Raw genomic sequence first — 13287 nt, forward strand, 5'->3', positions numbered from 1 at the left:
AAGGCTTATTTCACCTTAGTCCACTGCTGGTTTTTTCTCAGGTCTTCAATAAAATGATACACTTCAGAGAGCTTTTCACTGCCTCGTTTTCCGTAATCTTCCACATTTTTGGAAGTACCGTCATTAAAATTAATTCTTAAATAAGAAGTAGAAAGGTCGGTGATGTTTCTTTTACCATACTTATCATTTAAACTTTTTACATCCAAACCATTTAAAAGGTTGATTAATTTATGATAATCCGCTTCCTTGATTGTTCCTGTAAAAGTTCCTTCACGAGGATTTGAAAACTCATCTTTCGAAGGTTTATGATTAAAATTAAAATGTTCTGCTTCGAAAATTGCAGTTCGGTCCGGATTGATAGTTATTTTAAATACAGGGCAGAACCCAAAACAGGGCGTTGTCTGATATTCAATTTTAGAATATTTTGAATCTGCTTTTTGAGAAGTGCATGAAAATAAGAATACAAATGCAAAAAGACTTAGTAAATATTTCATAGTTTACAATTTCGGAGATTCTCTCAATAATTGTTCCAAAAGGTTCCTTTTAATCGCCTTTTCCAATCTTTACTCGAGATTATTTTAATCAAAAAACCTCAGAATAAATCTGAGGTTGTCTATTTTTTTGATATTCTGTTTCTGATATATCTTTTATCCGTGCAATTGTTTCCAGATCGCATCTTTCAATTCCACAAGGCCTTCTCCGGTAACTCCTGAAAAGAATAAAGGCTGCTTGTTCTCAGGGAACTCAGCGGCAATCTCATTTTTCAATTCATCATCCAGAAGATCAGATTTGGAAACGGAAATAATGAAATCCTTATCCATAAGTTCCGGATTGTACTCCTTTAATTCATTTTCAAGAATTTTAAACTCCTGATAATGATCTTCAGAATCTGCCGGAATTAAGAATAAAAGGATAGAGTTTCTTTCAATATGTCTTAAGAATCTGTGTCCTAAACCTTTTCCTTCAGCAGCTCCTTCAATGATACCCGGAATATCAGCCATCACAAATGATTTGTAATTTCTGTAATCTACAATACCAAGATTGGGCGTTAAAGTAGTAAAGGCATAATTGGCAATCTTAGGTTTTGCCGCAGAAACAGATGCTAAAAGTGTAGATTTTCCAGCATTTGGAAACCCAACAAGTCCTACATCCGCCAAAATTTTAAGCTCGAAAACAATATAGCCTTCTTCACCGTCCATACCGGGTTGGGCATATCTTGGAGTCTGATTGGTAGAGGATTTGAAATGTTCGTTTCCTTTTCCACCTTTTCCACCTTGCATCAGAATAATTTCCTGCTTGTCTTCAAGGATTTCTCCGATAATTTCACCGTCTTCATTTTTAGCAATACTCCCGATGGGAACATCGATATAAATATCAGAACCGTCAGCTCCGGTCAGCTGGTTTTTCGCTCCGTTTTCACCACGTTCAGCTTTTATGTGACGGGTGTATCGAAGCGGAAGTAAAGTCCATTCCTGAGCATTTCCTCTCATAATGACGTGTCCGCCGCGACCTCCGTCACCTCCGTCCGGACCTCCTTTAGGAATATACTTTTCACGGCGAAGGTGTGCAGAACCTGCCCCTCCGTGCCCGCTTTTACAATGGATTTTTACGTAATCTACAAAGTTAGACATATAGTTTGTGTTGCGAGTTGCAAGCTATGGGATAAAATGTGAATTCCATAGTCCGAATCTCGATTATTTAATTTTCTCTACTTCAGCGAAAAGTTTTTGGGAAATTTCATTAATTTCACCTACACCGTTTACCTCTACATATTTCCCCTGTTGCTTATAAAGCTCGGCTACTTCTGCTGTTTTAGTATAATATTCTTTAATTCTGTTTTCGATGATCTCTACATTGCTGTCGTCTGATCTTCCGCTGGTTTCACCTCTTTTCAGAAGTCTTTCAACCAAAATTTTATCCTCCACGATCAAAGAAAGACAGATGTCTATCTCATCATTCAGTTCCTCTTTAACGATTTTTTCCAATGCTTCTGTCTGAGCAGTTGTTCTTGGATATCCGTCAAAAATAAACCCGTTGGTATCGGTAGGTTTTCTGATTTCGTCAATCAGCATATCTGTTGTTACCTGATCCGGAACCAATTCTCCCTTATCGATGTATGATTTAGCCAGTTTCCCAAGTTCAGTGTCATTTTTCATGTTGTATCTGAAAAGATCACCTGTTGAAACCTGTTTTAAATTGAATTTCTCGATTAGATTTTGAGCTTGTGTTCCTTTTCCACTTCCTGGAGGGCCGAACAGAACAATGTTTATCATAATGTTGATTCGCTTCCGGCATTTGGCATGCGCTTCCGGCACTTGGCTTTGGGCAACCTGCTTTCGCTTTTAGCTTTTTTTAGTTAATATTTTACTTTTTTAGATATTTATTTAAAAGCTAATAGCCAGAAGCTAGAAGCTAATAGCCGTTTTAGTGGTTGATTTGTCCGTCTTCCAATTGGTATAAATTAGGTAGGTTTCTTCCCAATTCATCATAATCCAATCCATAACCAAGAACAAACTTATTTGGAATTTCCTTTCCAATATAATCCAACTTGAAATCTTTTTGGTAAATCTCAGGTTTCAATAAGAAACTTGCCAGTTTTACAGATTTAGGACGTTGGGTTTCTTTGAAATATTTAAAAAGACTTTCCACCGTGTTTCCTGTATCAACGATATCCTCTACAAGAATAATGTGACGATCTTTTACCTCTTTAGTCAGTTCCATTTTCTGATATACAATCCCCGTAGATTCAGTTCCTACATAAGAACTCATTTGAATGAAAGCAATTTCGCATTCACCCGGGTAATATTTTAAAAGATCTGAGAAGAACATGATTACTCCATTCAAAACACCAATGAAAACAGGAACTTCATCCTTGTAATCTTCATAAATTCTTAACGCTGTCTCTTTTACAATTTCCTGAATTTCGGCATCCGTTAAATAAGGAACGAAATTTTTGTCGTGAACTCTAATGCTATCCATAAAATTTTTAGTAGGAGGCAAAGTTACGGATTTTTGATTTTTGAATAAAATCTTTTTGTGTTTAATCCCGGATTTGTACTATCTTTGTTCTTTCAAAACCCATAAATACAGACATGTAGGATATAATTTCTTTCAGATTCAATAGAACGGTAACCGACGAGTTACTGGTGTTTAACCATTATTAAGAAAGAAATCATGATTTTGCTACAAAATATATCCTTTGGGTTTCCGGGAGGAGATCTGCTATTTAATCATTACAATTTATCAATACAACCTCATACAAAATCCGCATTGGTAGGAAGCAACGGCGTGGGAAAATCTACGTTGCTGAAAATAATTGCTCATGAAATACAACCTTTAGAAGGCATTATCAATACGCAGGGCGAAATTTTCTATGTCCCTCAAATGTTCGGAAACTTTAATCATCTGACAATTGCAGAATGTCTGAGAATTGATCAGAAGCTTTTTGCACTGGAAAAAATAACCGATGGTGAAGTCGATGAAAAATATTTTGAAACCCTGAATGATGACTGGGATATTGAAGAACGATCTCAAAGTGTACTGCAATACTGGGGACTCGATAATTTTGAACTCATCCAAAAGCTGGATGGATTAAGCGGCGGCCAAAAGACAAAAGTTTTTCTGGCAGGTGTTCAGATTAATCAGCCTGATATTATTATTTTGGATGAACCGACCAATCATCTCGATTTGGAAGGACGAAAATTACTCTATGATCTTATTGAGAAAACGACATCCACAGTGATCGTGGTAAGTCACGACAGAGCTCTGTTGAATCTTATCGATACCATTTTTGAATTGAGTAACCAGGGAATCACTACCTATGGTGGTAATTATGATTTCTATGTGGAACAAAAAGAAGTAGAAGAGGAGGCGCTGCATAATGATATTCATGCTAAGGAAAGAGCTTTAAAGAAAGCCAAAGAAAAAGAACGGGACACGATAGAGCGTAAACAAAAGCTGGATGCACGAGGAAAACAGAAACAAGAGAAATCAGGCGTTGCCAGGATTATGATGAATACCCTTCGTAATAATGCAGAGAAAAATGCCTCAAAATTAAAAGGAGTTCATGCCGAGAAAATTAGTGGAATTTCAGGAGATCTTCGGGATTTACGTTCTTCATTAAGGAATTCAGATCAGATGAAAGTGAACTTTAATGATTCAAACTTACATTCAGGTAAGATTTTAATTAATGCGGAAGATCTCAATTTTAAATATCATAACGAAAACCTTTGGAAAAATAATCTGAATTTTGAGATTCTTAGCAGTGACCGAATTTCTATTAAAGGCTCAAACGGATCCGGAAAGACTACTTTAATAAAGCTATTGCTGGGAAGTTTGAACCCTTCTGAAGGTAAATTAAGCAAAGCAGAATTTAATTCTATTTATATCGATCAGGAATATTCTTTGATAGATCAGGATTCAACAGTGTATGATTTTGCTCAAACCTTTAACGATGCCGCATTGCTGGAATCAGAAGTCAAAACATTGTTGTCCAGATTTTTATTTGGTAAAGAAACCTGGGACAAAAAATGCAGTTTTCTAAGCGGAGGAGAACGTCTGAGATTACTTTTATGCAGCCTTTCTATCAGCAATAAGACCCCGGATATGATTATTCTCGATGAACCTACCAATAACCTTGATTTACAAAATGTAGAAATTCTGACAAATTCAATTAAAGATTATCATGGAACACTGCTGGTTATTTCCCATGATGAAACCTTTTTGGAAGAAATTGGAATTGACAGGGATTTAATTTTATCCTGAAATACTATGAATTCAGAATAGGAATTCAATAGGGGTGGGCTTTAGCCCGCCCTTTCCATTGGCTTTAGCCAAAACCTATAAACAATCCTGTTAAAGACTACGGGATTGTTTATATGTGGATTATTTTTTTGTTTTCTTGATCGCATCAAGGTAAATCTTCTTAATACTATTCTTTTCCTCTTTTTCACTGATGCTTTCAAGAGTAGGAAGAAGACTTGTATTATGTGCTGTTTTCATTTTTAAAATTTCACTCAAAGCAAAAGCTGCACTCCAGCGAACGACAGTTCCTTCATGTTCGGTATTTGCAACAAGGTGAGCGATTGCCTGATCCAGCTTTTTAGGAAATAAATGAGCTGTATTCCCTATTACCTTTGCGCTTTCCCATTTTATTCTCGGTGCTTTTTCAGTAAGAGTATGAGTTACAAAAGTGAATACCGTTTCATCTGCAAGATCAGGATTTTGTTTGGTGGCATATTCTAAAGCCTCAATACAGGTCGCTTTTACCGGATCTTTTGATTTTTCAGCAAACGCAATGAGTTCATCCACAGGTAACGAGGTGGCCATAATCCATTTGCTGATGATGTCAACCTTTTCTTTTGATTTGGTTGCTTTGTCTTTAATAAGTTCTTCTATCATCATGGTGTTAATTTTGATTTTTCCAACGTTCTAATTTAGAAATTCCTTTTGAAAAAATATAACACTCTTGAATCGTTGTTGGAAAAGCTGTCTCAAAGTACCTATTTACAATATTTTAGCATCCATTTGTAAATTTCACTAAGTACTTCCTCCCTTATTTCTTCATTCATAATCTCATGCCGCATACCGGAAAATAGACGAATATCCGTATCCTGAAAGCCATCAGCCTTTAAGTTGTCAACAGTAGAGGTTACACCTTTACCAAAATCTCCTATCGGATCATCTTGTCCACTTACAAATAAAAAAGGAAAAGATGGACGAATAGATGCAGACCAATTTCTTGACGTAGCTCTTTTATAAATAGTAAACAAAGTATAAAAAGCATTATTGGTAAACGGAATGCCACAAAGGTCATCTCGTTCAAAATCTCTTCTGTTTTTAGGATTAATACTGAGCCAGCTTGTATTGCTGAAATTTTTATCTTTTTTAAAACGCTTGTTATTAACTTTCGTGAAAACAGAATTCAAAAAAGTCCGGTGATGAGGAGCAAAGATATTAGCCAAAGATAAATAACCTTTTAATATACCAATGCCTGCTAGGGGCCCTCCGGTACCTGTAATAATTGCCCCTGCAAATTTATTATTTGATTTTTGAAGAAGACAACGCGTGATAAAAGATCCCATAGAGTGACCAAGAATAAAATGGGGAACATCCGGATGTTTTCCTGCTAGGTAATCTGCCATCATTTCAGCGTCGGCAATAAGTCGTTGATCAGGTTTATTAAGCTGGAAAAAACCGATGTCTCTGTTCTTTTTTACTGATCTTCCATGTCCCAGATGATCATATGTCAATACTGCGATTCCGTGATTGCAAAAATAATCTGCAATGTCTGCATATCTTCCGCTGTGTTCCTGCATTCCATGAACAATTAATAAAGTTGCTTTTACGGTTTCCGGGGAAAACAAAGTGAAGAAAAGCCTGGAATGAGTATTAACGTTGGAAGGTAGGTAGGCTGATTTTGGAGATGAAGTCATAGAAATTGTGGATTTTATATTATTTTATCTCAATGTCTGGGAGTTGATAATTTCCAACGGTTTCAATTAGTTTGGATGGGTTCTTTTTCAAATTATTCAAAAATTGATCCATATTTTCTTTGTATCCCCGTTCACTTACTGCAAAAAGCAGGATACCTTTATTATTATTTTTTGTGATGGCTTTATACCGGTAAACATTCCTCTCTGCAATCAAAATGTCTTTACCGTCTTGTGAGTTTTCACTAATCAGAAAATCTAAAATGTATTCTCCGTTGTTCTCAAGAACCTGATAATTAACAATCGGATTGATTTTTTTCATTTTTTCCAATTCACTTACTTTTTGATCAACAATGTCTGTAATGGTAAAATCCCCCTTTACAAAATCAATAAGAACCATACTGTTATACTTGTTGATATTTTCATCAGAGCTTACATATTCCTGTTTAAAGTAGTTCTCGTTGGGATGGGAGCTCCAGGCTAAATTATATGTTTTTTGTGCAAGTTGTAATGGGCCCGGAATATGCAAATAATCATTCACTTTACTCTGTGCCTGTAATGGAAATATCGGACCTATCAGAAATAAGATGAGTACTTTAAGTTTCATATTTATGGTTTTTGAAAGTAAATATAATTCATTTTGCACAAGTTTGGATATGAAATTTATCTTAAGAATTCTTCGAGTTTAATTTTTCGAAAATTATTAGTAGATATTTCTCCTTTGTGATTCTCTATTTTCCATATAGAAACTCTGTTTAGAAATTTTGTTTCAAACTGCATGTTTGATTTGATATGGTATTTATTTTTGAGGTGCTATGAAAGCTCAATAAAGTAACTCAGTGAAATTATGAAATAGGGAAGGAAAATTCTTTTTGCCTTTCTTTTATGGTAGTTAAATGTGAATAAAAAACTTTATAATCTCATGATTTTCATCCCAACTCAAAATAAATATCCCCTATAATTTGGTCGTCATTTTTTTTAAAAGTAATTTTGCACGAATCTAAAAACAAAAGTACAATATGTCAACTTATGTAGTTGTAGGTCTTCAGTACGGAGATGAAGGCAAAGGAAAAATAACGGATGTTTTATCAGCAAAATCGGACTATGTAGTGCGTTTCCAGGGAGGAGACAACGCTGGTCACACGGTGTATGTTGGTGAAGAAAAATTCGTTCTACACCTTCTTCCTTCAGGAGTTCTTCAATGCAAAGGGAAATGTATCATTGCAAACGGAGTAGTGGTAAACCCTAAGTCTTTCATTAGAGAAGTTGGTCAGATCGAGAGCAAAAACTTGAGAACAGACCACATTTTTATCAGCAGAAGAGCGCATGTGATTATGCCTTACCACATCCTTTTGGATACTTACCGTGAAGAGGAACACGGAGGAACTCAGATCGGAACAACCAAAAAAGGAATCGGACCTTGCTATGAAGATAAAATCGCAAGAGTAGGAATAAGAATGGTTGATCTGTTAAACCCTGAGATTTTAAGAGATAAAATTGAGAAAAACTTAAAAGTTAAGAATTCTCTTTTTGAAAAATATTACGGAAAACCAACTTTAGATGTTGAAGAGATCTATAACGAATATTTAGAAATCGGAAAACAACTTCAGGACAGAATTGTTGATACTGAATTAGAGCTAAACGAAGCCATCAGAGACGGTAAAAACGTTTTATTTGAAGGAGCTCAGGCGTTAATGCTTGATATTGATTTCGGTACTTATCCGTATGTAACTTCATCCTCTCCATCTACAGGTGGAGTTTGTTCAGGAGCAGGGGTGCCACCAACTTCACTACAAAATCTTATCGGTGTGGCGAAAGCATACTGTACAAGAGTAGGAAATGGACCTTTCCCATCTGAATTGGATAACGAACTGGGTGAGAAAATCAGACAGATCGGTGGTGAATTCGGAGCAACTACAGGAAGACCGAGAAGAACAGGTTGGTTAGACCTTGTTTCTTTAAAGCATGCTTGTATGATCAACGGGATCAATAATCTTGTGATTACGAAACTTGACGTTCTTACAGGAATTGAAAACCTTAAAATCGTTACCCATTACAAAACTGAAGACGGAAAAATTATCGATTACTTTACTTCGTCAACAGAAAAACTATACAATTACGAGCCAATCTACCAGGATTTACCAGGTTGGGAGGAAGATATCACAAAAGCGAGAAGCTATGATGAACTTCCTGATAATGCTCAGAAATACATCGAGTTTATCGAGAAATACTTAGGAATCAATGTTTATTTAGTTTCTGTAGGTCCTGAAAGAAGTCAGAACATCATCAGAAAAGAACTATTCTAATATTCTTAGAAAATAAAATAGAAAGAGACTGTCAGTTTTGATGGTCTCTTTTTTTGTTTTACAGGGCCTTGTCAAGGTTTTAAACCTTACAAGGCTCAAAAAGAAATAACTCTTTTTCTTGTGTACACTTCCAATTAAAAATGTTAAATTTTAAACTTTATCATAAAATTTTCTAATATTATGTTGTTTTCGTAAAATTATGGCAGATCTTTTGATATTGAAACATTGCTTATCGATAAGAACTAACAAACTAATAATCATTTTTTAACAGTTTAAAGAGTATAGTGATGAAACAACAGAATCAAAACCAGGAATTTCGTTTCAACGAAGTTCTTTTTGAGCACCGCAACAAAGAATATGGTGCTTACGCATTAAGAAACGAATCAGATAGAATTTTAACCAAAGCACTTTTTGTGGGAGTAAGTTTAATGGCTGCAGTATCAATTACACCGTTTGTGATCTCTGCATTAAAAGGACCAAGTATTACAAAACAAATTATTTCTTGTGATTTTGGGCCAATTGACATTAAAAATGTGGATACACCAGAGGTGATACCACCAATTGAAACCATAATGCCTGTAACTCCACCTCCTAGTGTAAAAACTTATGATGATAGACTGCCTGAGCCAACAGCTCATCCTATCAATGAGAAAATAGAAGCAGTAGATAAAACAAATGCAGTGGCAAGTACACAAACATCAGAAGGTAAAGAAACTACAAAGGATACTTATATTCCGATTGTTCCCAGAGCAATTGGAGGAGAGGGAATACCTACTGCGAAACCGGAACCGAAAGTTGAAGTTACAGATCCTAAAAAAATCGAAACAGAGCTTAGTGTTGAAGCCAATTTTTCAGGAGGTATAGACTCATTCAGAAATAAGGTGATGAACAATTTTGATAGTTCAGGATTTGAATCCGGAGACGTCATGAAAACTTCAGTTACCTTCATCGTAGAAACAGACGGAACGATTTCAGGGGTAAAAGCTAATGGCACCAATGCCGATTTTAATAACGAAGCAATCAGAACAATTAAATTGATTTCCAACAAAGGAAAATGGATTGCTGCCAAAAATAAAAAAGGCGAATCAGTAAGAAGTTACTTCAAATTTCCAATCTCAATGAAGTTTGATAATTAATACTGAAAAACAAAATTTAAATAGTTATCCACAAAGAATTTTTTTTGTGGATAATTTTTTTAACGGTTAAAATGCTTATTAACAATATTTTAACTCAATTTTGATTTTCGTCACCCACCGAGAGCAAAGAAAAAAGTGTATTTTTGAAACTTAAAGTTCTAAGTAATGGCGAAAATCATAGGTATTGCTAATCAAAAAGGAGGTGTTGGTAAAACTACCACCGCCGTAAATTTGGCAGCAGCGTTAGGAATATTAGAAAAAAGAATATTACTCATCGATGCTGACCCCCAGGCGAATGCGACGTCAGGTCTGGGTGTGGAAGATGTTCAATATTCTACATATAATCTGCTTGAACACAGTGCGGAAACAAGAGTCTGTATCAAAAGAACTGCGACTCCCAACCTGGATATTATACCATCACACATCGACTTAGTCGCTGCAGAAATTGAATTGGTAGATAAAGAAGATCGTGAATACATGCTGAAAAAAGCACTTGCTACCGTAAGAGATGATTACGATTATATCATTATCGATTGTGCACCGAGTTTAGGTCTTATTACAGTGAATGCTTTAACAGCGGCAGACTCTGTAATTATTCCTATCCAATGTGAATACTTTGCATTAGAAGGATTAGGTAAGCTTTTGAACACTGTTAAAAATGTTCAGAAGATTCACAATAAGGACCTTGGAATAGAAGGTCTTCTTTTGACGATGTATGACAGCAGGTTAAGACTATCCAACCAGGTGGTGGAAGAAGTGAATTTGCATTTCCCTGAAATGGTTTTTGAAACCATCATCAGCAGAAACGTAAGATTAAGTGAAGCACCAAGTTTCGGAGAAAGCATCTTGAATTATGATGCTGAGAGCAAAGGAGCTGTTCAGTATATTCAACTGGCAGAAGAAGTTCTTTTGAAGAACGAAAATTTAGTAAAGAATTAAATTAATAATAAATGGCCAATAAGTGAATGCTAGTCATCACTTAACAAACATCATTTATCAATTATATCTATGAAGGACAAAAAAAGAGCTATGGGACGTGGCTTGGGAGCCATTTTAAGTGCAGAATCAAAAGCATCTGTTAATTCCGCTACTGATGAAGGAGCAGATAAATTTGTGGGAAATATTGTAGAAGTAGCCCTTGAAGATATCTATCCGAACCCGACGCAGCCGAGAACTTATTTTGATGAAAAAGCATTAAACGAACTTGCACAGTCTATTAAAAACTTAGGTGTAATCCAGCCGATTACCTTAAGAAAGGATGGTGAAAAGTTTGAAATTATATCAGGAGAAAGACGTTATAGAGCAACTAAAATTGCCGGATTAACGACTATTCCGGCTTATATCCGTTTAGTTAATGATCAGGAGCTTCTTGAGATGGCTCTTGTTGAAAATATTCAGAGAGAAGATCTTGATGCGATCGAAATTGCTTTGACTTATCACAGACTTTTGGAAGAAATTGGTCTTACCCAGGAAAATCTGAGTCAGAGAATAGGAAAAGATAGAAGTACCATCACTAATTCAATCCGTTTATTACGATTGAATCCGGATATTCAGAATGCCATAAGAAGTGGTGAAATTTCTGCCGGACACGGTAGAGCAATCATCAGCCTTGAAAGTGAAGAAGATCAGCAGATTTTGTTTGGTCTGATCATCAAAGAGAAATTAAACGTTCGACAAGCCGAGCAGGCAGCTGCTGCATTGAAGAATCCAAAGTCTCAGGCCGCTAAAAAAGTGAATGCCGAGCTTTCGAATAACTATAAAAGAGCTCAGAAGACGATTTCCGACATCCTGGATGTAAAAGTGGAGATTAAAGCTTCTGGAAATGGTAAAAAAGGTAAAATTGTTCTGGACTTTAAAAATGAAGAAGAGCTGGAGTATATTTTATCCCATATTAAATAATGAAGAAAATACTTTTCACATTTTTCCTGTGTATCACGGCACTGGCTTACTCACAAGTCAGTCCTATCGATACTGTTCATGTGGAGACCTCTCTTAAAGAAGAAGGTCCCAAAGTAAAACCTGGAAAAACCGAAACCAAAATTATTGCTGATCTGGAAAAAGCCAACGGCCCAACCAGGAAAACAATTAAATTGAATCCTACCAGGGCTGGACTGTATTCTGCAGTTTTTCCGGGATTAGGACAGTTTTACAATAAAAAATATTGGAAAATTCCTATTGTTTGGGGTGCTGTAGGAGCAGGAGTCGGTATTGCAATCTGGAATGATAATCAGTATAAGAAGTACCGTGAATACTACGTTGCAAAACTGAACGGTACTCCTAATGAATTCGTAGACAGCCGTCCATGGTTAGACAAAAAAGCACTAGGAAATGTACAGGACAGAGCCAAAAGACAGAGAGACTACGCTATTGCTATTACCGGATTAATCTATATCCTTAATATTGTAGATGCCGTGGTAGATGCTCATCTTTACGAAAGTCGTCATGACCCTGATCTTACCTTTAAACCTTCTGTTATTCAGGATCAGTATGGGTATGATGCCCCAAAGACGGGATTCAGTTTAAGTTATAGATTTTAAAAAACAAACAAAATACACAGGCAATTCCAATCTCTGTGTGATTAAAATAGCATAAAAACATATGAAAATAGCATTAGTTGGGTACGGCAAAATGGGCAAGATCATTGATGAGATCGCACAGAAAAGAGGTCATGAAGTGGTTGCCCGCCTGAAGGAAACACCAACTACTGAAAATCTGAATAATCCGGATGTTGTTATTGAGTTTTCTTTACCGGAAGCTGCGTTTAATAATATCAAAGCCTGCCTTGAAAATAAAATCCCTGTAATCTGCGGAACAACAGGCTGGCTGGAACAAAAAGAAGAAATAGAAAAGCTTACTGTTGAAAATGGTACTGCATTTTTATATGGGTCAAATTTTAGTTTAGGCGTAAATTTATTTTTTGCTTTAAACGAAAAGTTAGCTGCTTTAATGAAAAATGTTGATGAATATTCTTGCCAGTTGGAAGAAATTCACCACATCCATAAAAAAGATGCACCGAGCGGAACCGCCATTTCTATTGCTGAAGGAATTATCAAAAACAATTCAAAATTTGATGCATGGAAGCTGGATGAAACTCAAAATAAGCAACTGGGGATTTTTGCGATCCGTGAAGATGAAGTTCCGGGAACTCATAGCGTTTTCTACAGAAGCGAAGTAGATGAGATTGAGATCAAACATACCGCTTTCAACAGAAACGGTTTTGCATTAGGAGCTGTAGTTGCAGCAGAATGGATTAAAGATAAAAAAGGAAACTTCGAAATGAAAGATGTTTTAGGGCTTTAATTTGTAACAAATTCTTTAAATTGCATACCAATAACAGGAAATGATGAATAGTAAATTGTAGCAGAACGCTTTAATCATTTATTACTCATCATTTGTCATTTATATATTTAGAAT

The 13287-nt window shown here is 35.8% G+C and carries 14 protein-coding genes; 7 read left to right on the forward strand and 7 right to left on the reverse strand.

Annotated features, from left to right (window positions below):
* Window positions 1-5: 5 nt before the first annotated feature.
* The 4 genes from EG342_RS12475 to EG342_RS12490 form a co-directional block, all read right to left on the reverse strand.
* Window positions 6-494 carry a DUF6438 domain-containing protein gene (locus EG342_RS12475; RefSeq protein ID WP_103293543.1) on the reverse strand — a complete coding sequence of 163 codons (489 nt, stop codon included), beginning with the start codon at window positions 492-494 and terminating at the stop codon, window positions 6-8.
* A 153-nt stretch (window positions 495-647) separates the two neighbouring features.
* Complete coding sequence (gene obgE / locus EG342_RS12480; RefSeq protein ID WP_103293542.1) at window positions 648-1631, reverse strand: GTPase ObgE; 984 nt, start codon at window positions 1629-1631, stop codon at window positions 648-650.
* 63 nt (window positions 1632-1694) lie between these two features.
* The gene (locus tag EG342_RS12485) at window positions 1695-2273 is read right to left on the reverse strand and encodes an adenylate kinase (protein WP_103293606.1); all 579 of its coding nucleotides are present in this window, start codon (window positions 2271-2273) and stop codon (window positions 1695-1697) included.
* Window positions 2274-2424: 151 nt separating this feature from the next.
* The gene (locus EG342_RS12490) at window positions 2425-2979 is read right to left on the reverse strand and encodes a phosphoribosyltransferase (protein WP_103293541.1); all 555 of its coding nucleotides are present in this window, start codon (window positions 2977-2979) and stop codon (window positions 2425-2427) included.
* Between the two features lie 195 nt (window positions 2980-3174).
* Here EG342_RS12490 and EG342_RS12495 point away from each other — a divergent pair, with 195 nt between their 5' ends.
* Window positions 3175-4764 (forward strand): ABC-F family ATP-binding cassette domain-containing protein, encoded by a 1590-nt coding sequence (locus EG342_RS12495; protein WP_103293540.1) that lies wholly within the window; start codon window positions 3175-3177, stop codon window positions 4762-4764.
* A 120-nt stretch (window positions 4765-4884) separates the two neighbouring features.
* Here EG342_RS12495 and EG342_RS12500 read toward each other — a convergent pair whose 3' ends face one another.
* The 3 genes from EG342_RS12500 to EG342_RS12510 all read right to left on the reverse strand — a co-directional run bounded on the left by EG342_RS12500 (window position 4885) and on the right by EG342_RS12510 (window position 7038).
* Complete coding sequence (locus EG342_RS12500) at window positions 4885-5403, reverse strand: HEAT repeat domain-containing protein (protein WP_103293539.1); 519 nt, start codon at window positions 5401-5403, stop codon at window positions 4885-4887.
* 98 nt (window positions 5404-5501) lie between these two features.
* Complete coding sequence (locus tag EG342_RS12505; protein ID WP_103293538.1) at window positions 5502-6434, reverse strand: alpha/beta fold hydrolase; 933 nt, start codon at window positions 6432-6434, stop codon at window positions 5502-5504.
* Window positions 6435-6453: 19 nt separating this feature from the next.
* Window positions 6454-7038, reverse strand: a complete 585-nt coding sequence (locus EG342_RS12510) for a hypothetical protein (RefSeq protein WP_103293537.1) — start codon at window positions 7036-7038, stop codon at window positions 6454-6456.
* A 412-nt stretch (window positions 7039-7450) separates the two neighbouring features.
* On the opposite strand from EG342_RS12510, the gene EG342_RS12515 reads away from it, so the two are divergent.
* From EG342_RS12515 to dapB, 6 genes are all read left to right on the forward strand, one after another.
* Complete coding sequence (locus EG342_RS12515) at window positions 7451-8737, forward strand: adenylosuccinate synthase (RefSeq protein ID WP_103293536.1); 1287 nt, start codon at window positions 7451-7453, stop codon at window positions 8735-8737.
* Window positions 8738-9024: 287 nt separating this feature from the next.
* Complete coding sequence (locus tag EG342_RS12520) at window positions 9025-9873, forward strand: energy transducer TonB (protein WP_103293535.1); 849 nt, start codon at window positions 9025-9027, stop codon at window positions 9871-9873.
* Between the two features lie 165 nt (window positions 9874-10038).
* On the forward strand, window positions 10039-10812 hold the full coding sequence (locus tag EG342_RS12525; RefSeq protein WP_103293534.1) for a ParA family protein: 774 nt from the start codon (window positions 10039-10041) through the stop codon (window positions 10810-10812).
* A 69-nt stretch (window positions 10813-10881) separates the two neighbouring features.
* The gene (locus EG342_RS12530) at window positions 10882-11772 is read left to right on the forward strand and encodes a ParB/RepB/Spo0J family partition protein (RefSeq protein WP_103293533.1); all 891 of its coding nucleotides are present in this window, start codon (window positions 10882-10884) and stop codon (window positions 11770-11772) included.
* Window positions 11772-12410, forward strand: coding sequence for a DUF5683 domain-containing protein (locus tag EG342_RS12535; RefSeq protein WP_103293532.1), 639 nt, complete (start codon window positions 11772-11774; stop codon window positions 12408-12410). The genes EG342_RS12530 and EG342_RS12535 overlap by 1 nt, the downstream gene beginning before the upstream one ends.
* Window positions 12411-12471: 61 nt before the next feature.
* Window positions 12472-13173, forward strand: a complete 702-nt coding sequence (gene dapB / locus EG342_RS12540) for a 4-hydroxy-tetrahydrodipicolinate reductase (RefSeq protein WP_103293531.1) — start codon at window positions 12472-12474, stop codon at window positions 13171-13173.
* Window positions 13174-13287: the final 114 nt, after the last annotated feature.

The sequence above is a fragment of the Chryseobacterium lactis genome, assembly GCF_003815875.1.
Taxonomy (GTDB): Bacteria; Bacteroidota; Bacteroidia; order Flavobacteriales; family Weeksellaceae; genus Chryseobacterium; species Chryseobacterium lactis.